13 protein-coding genes are annotated in these 14,126 nt (G+C 62.3%); 5 read left to right on the top strand and 8 right to left on the bottom strand.

Going from position 1 to position 14,126, the window contains the following annotated elements; genetic code table 11:
- Positions 1–27: 27 nt before the first annotated feature.
- Complete coding sequence (locus tag C8K61_RS27240; protein WP_108096834.1) at positions 28–249, bottom strand: papain fold toxin domain-containing protein; 222 nt, start codon at positions 247–249, stop codon at positions 28–30.
- 263 nt (positions 250–512) lie between these two features.
- Here C8K61_RS27240 and C8K61_RS26630 point away from each other — a divergent pair, with 263 nt between their 5' ends.
- Positions 513–950: a hypothetical protein gene (locus tag C8K61_RS26630; RefSeq protein WP_146174285.1), complete on the top strand. Its 438-nt coding sequence runs from the start codon at positions 513–515 to the stop codon at positions 948–950.
- 1 nt (position 951) lies between these two features.
- On the top strand, positions 952–1,221 hold the full coding sequence (locus C8K61_RS13845) for a hypothetical protein (RefSeq protein ID WP_146174286.1): 270 nt from the start codon (positions 952–954) through the stop codon (positions 1,219–1,221).
- Positions 1,222–1,286: 65 nt separating this feature from the next.
- Here C8K61_RS13845 and C8K61_RS13850 read toward each other — a convergent pair whose 3' ends face one another.
- The 4 genes from C8K61_RS13850 to C8K61_RS13865 form a co-directional block, all read right to left on the bottom strand.
- Positions 1,287–1,961, bottom strand: a complete 675-nt coding sequence (locus C8K61_RS13850; RefSeq protein WP_108096836.1) for a DUF3313 domain-containing protein — start codon at positions 1,959–1,961, stop codon at positions 1,287–1,289.
- A 73-nt stretch (positions 1,962–2,034) separates the two neighbouring features.
- Positions 2,035–2,427 (bottom strand): hypothetical protein, encoded by a 393-nt coding sequence (locus tag C8K61_RS13855; protein ID WP_108096837.1) that lies wholly within the window; start codon positions 2,425–2,427, stop codon positions 2,035–2,037.
- Entirely contained in the window at positions 2,424–2,786 is a 363-nt protein-coding gene (locus C8K61_RS13860; protein ID WP_108096838.1) for a P-II family nitrogen regulator, read from the bottom strand. The genes C8K61_RS13855 and C8K61_RS13860 overlap by 4 nt, the downstream gene beginning before the upstream one ends.
- The gene (locus C8K61_RS13865) at positions 2,783–4,567 is read right to left on the bottom strand and encodes a DUF1538 domain-containing protein (protein WP_108096839.1); all 1,785 of its coding nucleotides are present in this window, start codon (positions 4,565–4,567) and stop codon (positions 2,783–2,785) included. The genes C8K61_RS13860 and C8K61_RS13865 overlap by 4 nt, the downstream gene beginning before the upstream one ends.
- A gap of 255 nt (positions 4,568–4,822) precedes the next feature.
- On the opposite strand from C8K61_RS13865, the gene C8K61_RS13870 reads away from it, so the two are divergent.
- From C8K61_RS13870 to C8K61_RS13880, 3 genes are all read left to right on the top strand, one after another.
- Positions 4,823–8,503: a PAS domain S-box protein gene (locus tag C8K61_RS13870; protein ID WP_108096840.1), complete on the top strand. Its 3,681-nt coding sequence runs from the start codon at positions 4,823–4,825 to the stop codon at positions 8,501–8,503.
- A gap of 106 nt (positions 8,504–8,609) precedes the next feature.
- Positions 8,610–9,761, top strand: a complete 1,152-nt coding sequence (locus tag C8K61_RS13875; protein ID WP_108096841.1) for an HD-GYP domain-containing protein — start codon at positions 8,610–8,612, stop codon at positions 9,759–9,761.
- A gap of 33 nt (positions 9,762–9,794) precedes the next feature.
- Complete coding sequence (locus C8K61_RS13880; RefSeq protein WP_108096842.1) at positions 9,795–11,357, top strand: response regulator; 1,563 nt, start codon at positions 9,795–9,797, stop codon at positions 11,355–11,357.
- A 9-nt stretch (positions 11,358–11,366) separates the two neighbouring features.
- Here the strand turns inward: C8K61_RS13880 and C8K61_RS13885 are convergent, their stop codons facing one another.
- The 3 genes from C8K61_RS13885 to arcD are packed head-to-tail and all read right to left on the bottom strand — an operon-like array spanning position 11,367 to position 14,057.
- Positions 11,367–11,867, bottom strand: coding sequence for a hypothetical protein (locus tag C8K61_RS13885; protein ID WP_108096843.1), 501 nt, complete (start codon positions 11,865–11,867; stop codon positions 11,367–11,369).
- A complete protein-coding gene (locus tag C8K61_RS13890; protein WP_108096844.1) occupies positions 11,860–12,630 on the bottom strand; it encodes a winged helix-turn-helix domain-containing protein in 771 nt (256 codons plus the stop codon). Before C8K61_RS13890 ends, C8K61_RS13885 begins: the two co-directional genes overlap by 8 nt.
- Entirely contained in the window at positions 12,630–14,057 is a 1,428-nt protein-coding gene (arcD, locus tag C8K61_RS13895) for an arginine-ornithine antiporter (RefSeq protein WP_108096845.1), read from the bottom strand. Before arcD ends, C8K61_RS13890 begins: the two co-directional genes overlap by 1 nt.
- Between the last annotated feature and the right edge of the window lie 69 nt (positions 14,058–14,126).

Here is a 14,126-nt window from a genome sequence, read left to right on the forward strand (position 1 = left end):
TACTAGGAAATCCAATTCCCAAGCCATCTAACCATTTTTCATATGGTATACCCTTGGGGGATTTAAGTTGTCAAATATTAAGCCTGTAACCTTTACCCCTACATGATCACCATTAGTAGAAATAGTTTTCCCTGACACTTCCGACCATATATATCCTGCATCGGATTTTAATGTTACCCCTACACCCTCAACTCCTTTTTCTTGTAATATCTCCTTAAAATAAGCCGTGAACCCCTTACATCTAAACATTTATTTTAAAGCATCGGAAACTTGGACAACTAAAGATTCTAATGGGACACACATTCAACTCCAAGACTCCTTCTTCTCCTACAAAGCAGCAATAACTCTCCTCTACTTCAAAGTTATATATTTTTTCTGTTCCGGGCAAATACTTTAAAGATATTACATTTATTAATTTTTCATCATGTATAAAAAGATGTTCGCCTATTGCACTGCGAAGAGTGCGCCGAGCATGACGCGTTGCTGGTGAGCCATGACCGTGAACGCTAACCGTGGATCATGTTGTTAACCCAGGCTGGAACCCTATCGGCTTCTCTTCCTCGCAAGGCAAGGCGTATTACCTGCCGAGCCTGGTGCAGTTTGCTTTGCAGGGCTCGGCAAACAACAGCCCTCACCTGATGCAGCTGATTCAGCACCTTGACGGTTATGGCGCGAACGATGCTCTTGTAAGCTACTGCGGCAAAGGCCAACCCTGGGCGCTGGCGGCGTTCCTTGAGCATGGGGTGGAAACCCGCACCGCCAGCAAAAACCCGTTTGACCAGGTGCTGCGCACTTACACGTATTGGTCCGCAGACTCCTGCCCCACAGACCCGTCACCCGTTATTCAGAACAAGGTATGTGCACGTTATGAACCGATGGAAAGTCGCCTTTTTTTCGCTGTTGCTGCTATCCAGTTGCGCCATCGCGTTTCTGGCTTATGGCTTTGTTGATATGGCTTACACCACCACCTATATGCGCGACAGTTTTGACCGTACGGAGAAAAACCTGGAACGGCTCAGCCTGCTCTTCCCGAAACAGACCTATCGCAAAAAAGACATCCTGCATCTGCTGCGCAGCCACAACAAATACGAGCTGATCGCCGAGACCAGTTGCTCGATCCAGGTGGATGGTCTGCGTTTCGAGTTTGACGAAAAAGATCACTTGCTCAGCATCAATACCAGGGCCGACAGTGAATCCGAGGCTCCGTGCAACCCGCGTTAAACGGCTGCCCTGCCCGCCCTGGCTTGGGCCGGTAACGAGCGTGGGCCGTTTCTCTTCACGCCGGTTCAGCGGATAAAGCCGCTCAAGTCACTGCTCAAGGCGTTGATGGCCTGGGTGAAGTCGGCGGGGCTGATTTGCACTGAGTCATCGGCCAGCTTTTTGCCGAACACTTTGCGCACTGCGCGCACCACCGGTTGATGGCTGTGCGGATCGAGCAGCATGGCTTCCACATAGAGTTCGGTATTCTGATCGCGTTGCCCGGTGGCGGCGCTGATCCCACCCAGTACGGCGGTAACCGGCAGCACTTCATACCAGCGCATGCCCTCTGGCGAGGCACTGACGCCGGTGATCGCCGCTTGCAGCACCAACACCCGCGCGCCCGCGGGCGTCGGTTGCAGGGTGGTGATTACCCGATAGCGAGAGGACAGCGCGTTGACCACCGCCTGGTTGGTGCTCTGCTGCAGTTGCTGGAAGGTGTTGGCATTGATCCGATCAGTCGCTCGGGGCGCCGGGTACAGCTCCAGGCCATCGAACAACACGGTGTCGAACGCCGCCGGGCTGAAGTCGGCAGCGACCCAGCGCAGGGTCGGCTCGCCGCTGGCAGCAACAGCGGGTTGCAAGATGTCATAACGATCCAGATATCCGGAGTACTGATCTTCGTCGGTAATCTTCGATGTGCAGCCAGCCAGTACCAATACGCTGAGGGCCACGCCCAGCCAGCCATTGTTCGATGCATCCATACTTATCTACTCGCTTGGTCAGCTACTGAAACAAACCGGCATTGCCATGCAGGCACGCCGGCAGAATTTTCTCTCAAGGTGCCGCCACCTTGACGCGCGCTTCATCCGGCACCCCTGCCGGCATCAGCAGCGGTGTGGCAAAACTCAACGCCACCATGTACACCATGCCACTGCCGGGTTCGTTCAGCCCGGCCTCGGCACAGATAACGTCGAATACCGCGTCGGCCTGAGCCTCATCCACCACCACGTTGATCACCCGCGCAAGGCTCGCTTCCGGCACCTTGTTGCGTTCTGCCTTGGCCGCTTGCAGGGCCGGTACGCGGCGACAGTGCAGGCTGTCGGCACGGGTGATGCCGTGTACTTCGCGCAGCAGTTGCAGCAGGCGGCGGTCGCTGCCGTTGTCGGGCAATATGCAGGTGATGCGCTTGGCTGCGGCGCCCGGGATAGCGGTAACGGGTTGGCTCACAAGACTTTTCCTTGTTCCAGCATCTGGCGGGGAATGTAGGTGGCCACTTTTTCCACCGGCGTTGCGTAGATCATGCCGGCCCCGGGTACATCGAGATTGGCGGCGTAGTAAATCGCTTCGAGCACGGCGTCCTGGTAATCAGCCGCCACCAGCAGGCTGACCACCTCTTTTTCTGCGTCGATGGCGATGCCGAGCAAGCCATGGCGCTCCCGTGGGCCCAGGCCATGGGCGTGAAACACAATGGCGCCGGGTGTGCCCATACCCTGGGCCGCGAGAATCACCTGATCGGCGCGCCCAGCGGTGACGATGCAGGTAATCAGGCTCACATCGGTAAGGTAGGTAATACCGTCCGTTTTCATCGCGCTTCTCCTGTGTTCATTACGGGCGTGACGGGGGTTAGCTCCGCCTCTTTGGCTTGTCGCCACAGCTGCACGCGGGCCCATTGGCCCAGCAGCAAGACGGTGATGATCGGCCCGGCCGAGGCCATGCACAGAATGCCGAAGCCTTCGACGGCGTTGGTGGCATTGCCCAGCCCCAGCCCCATGGCCAGCACCAGCGGCACGGTGATGGGGCCGGTGGTGACCCCGGCGCTGTCCCAGGCAACGTTGACGAATTCTTCGCTGGAAAACACCGTCAGCAGCGCGGCGAACAGGTACGCGGGGATGACCAGCCAGGCCAATGGCAGGCTGAACACCAGCTTGGCCACGGCGATGGCGATGCCACTGGCCACACCAATAGACACGGCACGGATCAACGTGCGCCGGCGGATAAACCCATTGGTGAGGGTTTCGGCCGTCACGCCCAAGGCATTCAGCGCCGGTTCGGCCACCGTCGCCCCGTAGCCCAGCACCCAGGCGAACGCGAGGGTGAGCACCAGGCCCACTTGATAGATATACAGCGGCGACTTCTCCACGCCGTCGATGGCCATGAATGCCGCCGGAATAAGCGAACCGGCACTGGCGCCGAGCGCGGACAAGCCATAGGTCAGGCCAAGGTTGAAGATGCACATGCCCACCACGGTCAGGCCGATGCCCAGGAGGATTTCGGCGCGCCGCTGCAGGGTGTGGCGCAACAACAGCTTCAGCACCAGCAGCAGGAAAATCACCAGCGGCACGATGGCCCGCACCCCCGACACCACCTCCAGACCGGGACTGACCTCATACCACTGCATCACCTGTTGCCCGGCGCCAGCTGCCGCCTGGGCGGCAGCGATGATCTCGGCAGGCGAGGCACTGGCCGCCACATACAGGGCCAGCAGCATCACGCCAATGACCGGGAACAACGAGGCCAGGGTGACAATGCCAAAGCCGGACAAGCCGGAATCGCCTTTGCCCGCAGCCGCCGCGATGCCGATCCCCAGGGCCAGCACCAGCGGCACGGTAACCGGTCCGGTGGTGACCGCGCCGGCGTCCCAGGCCAGACCGATGACCTTGGCCAGTTCCGGGTCGCGCGCCATGTACAGGGTGAGTAGTAGCACCGGCACCAGGGCCAGGTAAATCAGCGGCTTCAGGCTCCAGCCGTAGAGAAAGCGCAGGGTTCCGGTAACGGCAGCCAGGCCCACGCTGATCCCCACCACCAGCACCAACTCGCTGGTCCACTGGTTGAGAATGGCCCACAGATAGGGCGCACGTTCGGCTGAAACGTTCTGGCCGGCGGCGCGCAGCGCACCGATGGCAGGTTCGGCGAAGGTCACGCCGATGCCCAGCAGCAAGGTGATCAACAACACCACGGGCAAGGACGACTTGCGCGGCAGGGTGCTGCCGATGACTTCCCCCAATGGCATCAGGCCGAGCTTCAGCCCTTCCATAAACAGCATCAGCCCGACGATGACGGCCGCAAGGCCGGCAGTCACCAGCAGCGCGTCTTCGACCAACTGGCGCAGAATCACGATCTGGAATAGCGCCAGGTACAGCGCCAGGGGCACCACGGCGCGCACCTGCTCCATCAGGCGCACGTTGAGATAGGGCTTGAGGATGGCGGCTATTTCGCTCCAGCGTAATGTCGCCGCCTGGTGCGGCGCCGCTTGCCAGCGGCCATCGGCACCGCGCACCGGCGCCGAGACCAATTCACGCAAGGGTATTTCCCGGCGACCAGCGCCGATCAGGTGCAAGTAGTCGGCGTAACGAATCGGTTCATTCATCGGGTCGTTTACTCAGGTTGGTCTACCAAGGTCCGTCTGACAGAGTTGCTGGCTTTGCCGCGATGTCGGCTAGAGGGTAGTAACGTTTTGCAACTGCGTCCAAGCAGGTCCCGGTTTTCGCTAGCGCCCGGCAACTTGCGGGTGGTGCGCCTGATTTCATAACTTTTCAGCCGATTTCAGAGCGCCAGTCTGGCCGCCCATGAGTCAATTCCGCCGAGGCGAAGCGCCGCTCGCCCGCACTCGAGGAACCTGCCCATGAGCATTGATCGACTGAGCAAATGGCTGGCCGCTGGCATGCTGATTATCGGCGGCGCCTGCCTGTTCAGCATGTGGCAGGCCGAGCAGTACAACCAGCAGAGCCTGCGCATGGCGCAGCAGAGCATCAAGGTGGTCAGCCTGACGGCGCAGTTGTCCGTGGATAACCGCCGCATGACCCAGTTCGCCCGCCTCTATGTGGCCACCGGCGACTCGTTCTACCGTGAGCGATATCAGCAAATGGCCGAAGCCGGGGGCATCACCCAAGCGCTGCGGCAATTGCGTGCGGCCGAGCTGCAACCCATGCAGCAGCGCCAGTTGCGCCAGGTGCTGGAGGCCGATCAGTTGCAAACCCGCGTGGAGCAGCAGGCGATGGAACAGCGCTTCACCGGCGGGCCCAGTCGCCTGTTGGAAGAGCCGCCTTATGTACAGAGCGAGCTGGCGATCTCTACGTTGCTGGACGAGTTCCGGGTGCACAGCGCCACCTATCAGAACCAGCTGATGACCGCCTCCGTCGCCGAGGCGGCGAAGGTCAAGCGCCTGGCGGCCCTGGTGCTGGGGCTGACCATGATCTACGTGGTGCTTGCCCAGCTGTTCGTGCGCCACAAACTCCTGAAGCCGCTGCGCCAGCTCACCGAGCAGACCCGGCGCCTGCAGGCCGGTGAGGAACTAGACGACCTCGAGCATTGCCATGCGCCAGACGAACTCGGCGAACTGGCCCGTGCCCTGGATGATTACCGAGTGGTCAATCAGCAGGTACTGCGCCAGCAGTGGGTCAAGGATTGCCTGGGTGAACTGGCCCAGGTGCTGCCGACCTGCCTGAATCGCAGCGAGCTGATTAGCCGCCTGGAAGAGCGCTTGCAGCCCTGGTTGCCAGGTGTCGAGGTGGGCTTTTGTGAGCAGGAGTGCTGCCTGGAGCAGAATGAGCGGCTGTACCACCTGCCGCTGCGATGGGGCGATCAGCAGGAAGACCTCATCGATCTGCGCCTGCAACAGCCGCCCGATGCCCGCCAGACGGCTTTGCTGCATGCCCTGCACGAGCCGCTTCACGCCTGGTGGGGCCTGATGTTGCAGCGCGAACACAAGCAGCGTCTGTTGCAGCAGGCGCGTGACCAGGCCGAGCAATTGGAATACCAGCGCAGTGCCTTGACGGCCACCGAACGCTGGTACCGCGGCATCGTCGAAGCAGCGCCCGATGGCTTGCTGGTGCTCGATATGAGCGGACGGATCATCCTCGCCAATCTGGAATGTGAGCGCATCCTCGGCTATCCCGGCGACGGTCTGTTGGGGCAGCACTTCCGGGTGTTGGTGCCGGAAGGTCAGCGCCAGGTGCTGGCCGGCATCCTGCGCAATTTTTACCTCGACCCGGCCGTCAACCAGGTGGGCGAAGGCATGGCGCTGCGCTTTGATGGCAGCGAGTTTGCCATCGAGATCCGCGTGTCGTTACTGCCCTCGCTAAGTGGCGACAGCCAGTCGCTGTGCGTGGTGATTCGCGACCTGACCGAGCGCAAGCAGCACGAACGTCGCTTGCAGCTGGCCCACGAGCAGCAGCGGGCGATCCTGATGGCCGCGCCCAATGGCATCGCCTTTATCAGCGGCGAGGTCATCGTCCAGGCCAACTCCAGCCTGCATGGTCTGTTCGGATACGCCGAGGGTGAACTGCTCGGCCATTCGCCGCTGATCTGGCTCGATGCCGGCAGCGCCCACGACAGCGTGACGCAGATCCGCCAGTTGCTGAATCAGGGCGAAACCTATCGCCGCGAACTGCACTTGCGCCGTCAGGACGGTAGCCACTTCTGGGGCGCGGTCAGCGCGCGGGCGGTCAGCCCCGGCGACATGAGCCAGGGCTCCATCTGGTTGATCAAGGACGTTTCGCTGCAGTACGCCGCCGCCGCAGAAATGCGTGAAGCCCGTGAACTCGCCGAGGCCGCCGTGCGGGTCAAAGCCGAATTCCTGGCCAATATGAGCCACGAAATCCGCACGCCGATGAACGCCATCATCGGCATGACCCACTTGGTGCTGGCGACCTCGCTGGATGAGCGCCAGCGCGACTATCTGGGCAAGGTGCAGAGTTCCAGCCGGCATTTACTGGGGATCCTTGACGATATCCTCGACTTCTCCAAGATCGAAGCCGGCAAGCTGCAACTCGACCCACAGGACTTCAGCCTGCAGTGCCTGCTGCAGGAGACGACCGATCTGGTGCAGGCGCGTCTGCTCGACAAGGGCCTGGCGCTGAGCCTGGTGGTGGCGGCACAGGTGCCGGACCAGTTGCACGGCGATCCGTTGCGCCTGCGGCAGATCTTGCTCAACTACCTGAGCAATGCGGTGAAATTTACCGAACAGGGCTGTATCGAGGTCGCGGTGCAGCGCTGCGAGGCGGCCGGCTCGGGGTTGTGCCTGGAGTTCTCGGTGCGCGACACCGGCATTGGTCTGACCGCCGAGCAGTGCGCCAAGCTGTTCGCCAGTTTCCAGCAGGCTGACGCCTCCACCACTCGCCGCTACGGCGGTACCGGCCTGGGACTGGCCATCGCCAAACAGCTGACCGAATTGATGGGCGGCCAGGTCAAGGTGCACAGCACCCCTGGCCAGGGCAGCACCTTCAGCTTCAGCGCCAACCTGCAATTGGCCCACGCGCCCGTGCGCAAGCAGCCACGTGACGGCGCCACCTGGGTGGCGGGGCACGCGTTGGGCGCGCGGGTGCTGTTGGTCGAGGACAACGACTTGAACCAGCAGGTAGCGGCCGAGCTGCTGCAGGCCATGGGTTGCCAGGTGGACATCGCCAGCAACGGTCAGCAGGCGCTGGAGCGGCTTGCCGGGCAGGCCTATGAGCTGGTGTTCATGGACATGCAGATGCCGGTCATGGATGGCCTGGCCGCTACCCGCGCGCTGCGGCTGCGCCCTGACCTGGCCGGGCTGCCGGTGGTGGCGATGACCGCCAACGCCATGCGTGAGGATCGCGAGGCCTGTCAGGCCGCCGGGATGAACGACTTTATCAGCAAGCCCTTTGAGCCACAGACCCTGCAGGGCGTGCTGCAACGCTGGCTGGGCGGACGTTGGCAGGCGCTGCCGGCGACCGAGCAGGCGGCGCAGCTGCAGCTGGATGGCGTCGATACCCAAGCGGGGCTGCGGCGCTTGCTGGGCAACGAGGCGCTGTACCGACAACTCCTCGGGCAGTTTCTGGCCGGCCAGGAGCACCTGCTGGAACAGCTGCAAAGCCGCCTGAACGCGGGCGACGTTGCCGGCGCCGAACTGCTCGCCCATGGGTGCCGCGGCATTGCCGCCACGCTGGGCGCCGAAGCGGTGGCCACTGCCGCGGGTGCGCTGGAACTGCACGTGCGCGCGCACCCCGGCACGGTTGACCACCAGCCACTGCTGGACGCATTGGCAGCGGTGCTGCAGCCATTGCTCGACCAGTTGCGGCAATTACAGAGCACTGCGCACGAGGTGGCGGCCGAGGTGGATGACGCGCTCTTGCGGCAGGTCTGCGCGCAACTGTCCGAGCTGCTGGCGGACTACGACAGTGAAGCCTTGTCCTGTTTCACCAGCCATGCGCCGTTGCTGCGCGCGGCCTTCCCTCGGCAGGCGGCGCGCTTGTCGGCGGCGCTGCAGCGCTTCGAATTCGACAAGGCCAGAGCCTGTCTGCAGGAGGCGCTCGGCGCTCGACTGGAGCCGGTAGCGTGAGGGTTTCAGGGCAATTCATACCGATTCAGCCCATTTCACAGCACTTCAGCCGAGGCCGTGGGCTAATGGGTCAGTGCCCGCTACGGGCAGCCTTGAGGTGCCAACGATGACTGATGACAAACACCGACACACGCTGCTCGTGGTGGATGACGGCCCCGAGAACCTGCGTTTGATGCACGAGTTGCTGCACCGCGATTACCAGCTGCGGGTGGCGTCCAGCGGCGCCAATGCATTGGCGATTGCCCAGCGTACGGCGCCCGACCTCATCCTGCTGGACGTGATGATGCCGGACATGGACGGCTACGAGGTGTGCCGCCGCCTGCAGGCCAACCCACTGACCCGCGACGTGCCGGTGCTGTTTCTCACCGCTAAACAGCAGGCCGAGGATCAGCAGTACGGCCTCGACCTGGGCGCTGTCGATTACCTCAGCAAGCCGCTGGAGCCCACCGTGCTGCTGGCCCGGGTGCGCAGCCAATTGCGCCTGAAGCTGGCGGCCGACCAACTGCGCCAGCGCAACGCCGACCTCGACCAGGAAGTGGCGCAGCGCACCAGCGAGCTACAGGCAGTGCACGATGTGACCATTCTGGCCCTGGCCTCGCTGGCCGAAACCCGCGACAACGAGACGGGCAACCACCTGCGCCGCACGCAAAACTATGTGCGCGCGTTGGCCTACAAACTGCGCGAATTGCCGCGTTTTGCCGCCGTGCTGGACGATGAAAGCATCGAGCTTCTGTACAAGTCGGCGCCTCTGCACGACATCGGCAAGGTCGGCATTCCCGACCATATCCTGCTCAAACCGGGGCGTTTCGAACCCCACGAATTCGAAGTGATGAAACATCACCCACGGCTGGGTTACGCGGCGTTGGTCAAGGCCGAAGAGCTGTTGGGCATGCCCGTGCCGTTTCTGCGCATCGCCAAGGAAATCGCCCTCTATCACCACGAAAAATGGGACGGCAGCGGCTACCCCGAGGGCCTCAGCGGCGAAGCGATTCCCCTCAGCGCCCGCTTGATGGCAATTGCCGATGTCTACGACGCGGTGATCAGCCGCCGCGTGTACAAACCGGAAATGCCCCACGCCAAGGCCGTGGCGATCATTCGCGAGGGCTGCGGTACTCACTTCGACCCGCAGGTGGTGCAGGCCTTTCTGAGCCTGGAGCAAGAGTTTCAGGACATCGCCCAGCGTTATGCCGACACCGACGAAACGCTGCAGGCCAAGCAGCAATTGCTCACCACTGCCCAACCGCGGTTGAGCGCTTGAACCGCCGCACCCTTTCACTCGGAGCGTTTGCCGATGCTTGACCAGACTGTGTTCCTTGTCGTCGACGATGCCGACTCCATGCGCAAGATCAATAGCAACCAGCTGAGCCGCTTGGGTGCGCGGCAGATCCTGCTGGCCAACAACGGACTGGAAGCCCTGAGCATCCTCAACAGCCGGCCTGTCGATGTGATTGTCTCGGACTGGAACATGCCGGTGATGACCGGGCTGGAACTATTGCTCCAGGTGCGCAGTGACAAACGCACGGCGCACCTGCCGTTCATGATGATCACCGCCGAATGCGAGCGCGAGCAGATCACCCGGCTGATCGACAGTGGCGTCAGCAGCATCCTGATCAAACCCTACAACCCGCAGAACCTGGCGCAGCAGCTGGAGCAGGCCATGCGCCACCGGCCGAAATACCAGGCACTGCCGGTGCAGCCGGTTGCAGTGCCGGCGCCTGTACCTGCGGCCAGCAAGCGCCGGCCCACCTTGCTGGCGGTGGACGACATGCCGGAGAACCTCAGCCTGATCGCCGGGCTGTTCAAGCCCGATTACCGCGTCCGTCTGGCCCAGGATGGGCAGACCGCACTGGGTATCTGCACCTCGAGTACGCCGCCGGACCTGATTCTGCTGGATGTGATGATGCCGAACATGGATGGCTTCGAGCTGGCCGAACAGCTGCGCAGCCATCCCCAGGCCAGCCAGATTCCGTTGATCTTTGTCACCGCGATGAACGACCCTCAGGCGCTGCAGCGAGGCTTGGAACTGGGCGCCGTGGACTTTGTGCACAAGCCGATGGATATGCGCCTGCTGAAGCTGCGGGTCGGCAACCTGCTGCGCCATGTCGAACGGCACCAGCAGGTGCAGGCCGAATGCAACGAGCTGCTGATGCAGGCGCGCCTGCGCGAGGAGGTCGAGCAGATCACCCGGCACGATCTGAAGGCACCGCTCAGCGGCGTGCTCGGGATTGCCCGCGGCATGCTCGATGGCGGCAACCTGCTGCCCGGACAGAAACGCATGCTGCGCCTGCTGGAAGACAACGCGCTGCAGGCGATGAACCTGATAAACCTGTCGGCCGCGCTGTACCGCATCGAAACCGGCAAGTTCGAGCTACAGCCGGTGGCGGTGGATCTGGCCACGATGCTCACCAGCATGATCGAAGCGCTGCGGGTCACCTACCAGGCCAAGGCACTGGTGATCGAACTGTGTCTGCCGGACTGCGTCGAAGCCCCGGCGGCGCCGGCCTGGGCCGATCCGATGCTGTGTTATTCGCTGCTCAGCAACCTGCTGAAGAACGCCTGTGAGGCCGCGCCGCAGGGCAGTCGGGTACGGGTGCAGATGGTTGAGGGTGAAGCCATCGGCATCCGCATGGAAAACCAGCCGGCGGTGCCGGCCGACTTTCGTCCGCGGTTCTTTGAGAAATACAGCAGCCACGGCAAGCAAGGCGGCAGTGGCCTGGGCACCTATTCGGCCAGGCAATTGGCCAAGGCCCAGGGCGGCGACCTGGAGCTGCACGTCGACGAGCAACAGGACCTCACCTGCCTGCTGCTGGGGCTGCCCTCGGTTGGCGCAGAAGTCACTATCGGCTGTAGCTAACGTGCAGACTCAGGCGCCAGGCCGGGTCTGCACGCAGAGCAAGACCGCCCCCAGCCCGTTGTCGATCATCAGGCTGCCGCTCGCCAACTGGCGCAGGCGGTAGCGAATGTGCAGGTCCTTGTTGAAAACAAACAGCCCCAAGCCGCTGAGTTGATCCGCCTCGAGGTTGTCGGTTGCGCTCTTGCCGCTGTGCAACACCTGAATCAGCAGGCGCTGGTCCGCAAGCTGCTGACTGAAGCGGGCGGCCCGATGCAGATAGCCCACCGGCGGGTTCTGGCTGGCGCTCAACAGGCGCGAGTTGACCTTGTAATCACCCTCCCCCTCGGCACGCAGATCCAGGTCGTACTGACTCAGCAGCCATTGCGTGCCGCCTTCACGGGAAAACGCCTGGGCGATACGACCACTGCATTGCAGATCGAGGGCGGGAGAGCCATTGAACCAGAACCCGGCAGCCAGACTGAGGGCGCTGATCAGTAGAAAGAGACCAAAGGACAGTCGGCGGCTATTCATTGAGCTGCATCCCCACACATTGGCTATCGGCGTGCTGCAGGGTGCCGTGGCACAACAGACTCAAGCTGCGGTAGCGATCAGCCAGGCGGTACAAATGCAGATCGGATGGCGCCATGCCGAGGCTCTGCGCCAATTGCCGCGCTTTCTCCAGCAGGTACGCGGTGTCGGGTTGCAGCGCGCTGGTCGGCATGGCTTCGACATGCACGGTGATGCCGCCGAACTGCTCGGCGTGGCGCTCGACAAAGGGCCGGGTGGGCAAGGCCACCGGGTTCAGCAGGCCCGGCAATAGAAACAGCGCAACCCAGCAGCCAAGAGCGCCCAGCGCCAAAGGCAACTGGGTGATCCAGCGCTGGCGTGGAGGGCTTTCAGGGGTTTTCGGCTGCTCCGGCATCGGCGCAATAGGCACTATGGCGAGCGAGGGCGCAGCGAGGTCCAGCAGTTCCACCGGCTGGGTAATCTTGTAACCGATTCGGGGCACCGTGAGGATCAGCTCATGGCCCGGCTGCAGGCTCTCCAGGGTCACGCGCAACTGGCGTATCACCTGCGCCAGGCTGTTGTCGGAAACCTCCAGACCGAAGCTGCCCCAGGCGCCGGTCAGCAACTCGCGTTTACTCACGATCTGCCCGTTGGCCTCCAGCAGTTGGGTCAGACAGCGGCTGGCGATGGCACCGATGCGCTGCACATCGTCGGGCGCTGTGGCGGCGTACAGCACGAAGGTTTCGTTGTCGAAATGAACCTGCTGATTGATCACGAAGATGCTCATTACAGCGCCAACCTGCCGCTGTACAAGCCATAGGCCGCGAGCGCTGCGGCGATGATCACGCAGGCGAAAATGCCCTTCTCGACGTGCGTGAACAACGGCTCACCCTGCTCATGCTTGGCCTTGGCAAACAGCAGCACGCCAGGCGCATACAGCAAGGCCGAGAGCAGCAGGTATTTGACCCCGCCGGCATACAACAGCCACACCGCGTAGCCCAGGGAGATCGCGCTCACCACCAGGTCTTTGCGCCGCTCCAGGCTGCTCTGTTCATAGGTTTCGCCGCGCAGGCCGAGCAGCAGCGCATAGGCCGCGGACCACAGGTACGGCACCATGATCATCGACGAGGCGAGGTAGATCAGGCTGGTGTAGGTGCCGGCGGAAAACAGGGTGATCAGCAGGAACAGCTGGATCATGCCATTGGTCAGCCACAGCGCATTGGCCGGCACGTGGTTGGCGTTCTCCTTTTTCAGGAACGCCGGCATGGTGTTGTCCTTGGCGGTGGCAAACAGAATTTCCGCGCACAGCAGCGCCCACGACAACAACGCGCCCAGCAGCGAAACGGCCAGCCCGATACTGATAAACAACGCGCCCCACGGCCCCACTACCCGCTCCAGCACCACCGCCAGCGACGGGTTTTGCAGGGCGGCCAGTTCCGGTTGGCTCATGATCCCCAGCGACAGCAGGTTGACCAGCACCAGCAGCGCCAGCACGCCAAGAAAACCCAGCACCGTCGCCCGCCCGACGTCGGCACGTTTTTCGGCCCGGGCCGAGTACACACTGGCGCCTTCGATGCCGATAAACACAAACACCGTCACCATCATCATGTTGCGGACCTGGTCCATCACACTGGTGAAGTTCGGGTTGCTGCGGCCCCAGATATCGCGGGTGAAAATATCCGCGTCAAAGGCGACCAGCGTGATGGCAATAAAAGTCAGCAGCGGCACCACCTTGGCCACGGTGGTCAGCTGGTTGATAAAGGTCGCCTCCTTGATACCGCGCAGCACCAGGAAGTGCACCGACCACAACAGCACGGACGCGCAGCCGATGGCGAGGGGCGTGTTGCCCTGACCGAACTGCGGAAAGAAGTAACCGAGGGTGCTGAACAACAACACGAAGTAGCCGACGTTGCCCAACCAGGCGCTGATCCAATACCCCCACGCCGACGAAAAGCCCATGTAGTCGCCAAACCCGGCCTTGGCGTAGGCGTACACCCCTGAGTTGAGTTCCGGCTTGCGGTTGGCCAGGGTCTGAAATACCAGGGCCAGGGTCAGCATGCCCACCGCGGTGATCGACCAGCCGATGAGCACCGCGCCGACTTCGGCACGTTCAGCCATGTTCTGCGGCAGCGAAAATATCCCGCCACCAATCATCGACCCCACCACCAGCGCCACCAGGGCGCTCAATCGAAGCTTTTGCGTCGGTTCGGACATTGCCTGTCTCTATTACCCCGCGCAGCCTCGGGATGAGTGCTGCGCCTCCCTGCTTTAACCAAGCACACA

The organism is Pseudomonas sp. GV071, assembly GCF_003050835.1.
GTDB lineage: Bacteria > Pseudomonadota > Gammaproteobacteria > Pseudomonadales > Pseudomonadaceae > Aquipseudomonas.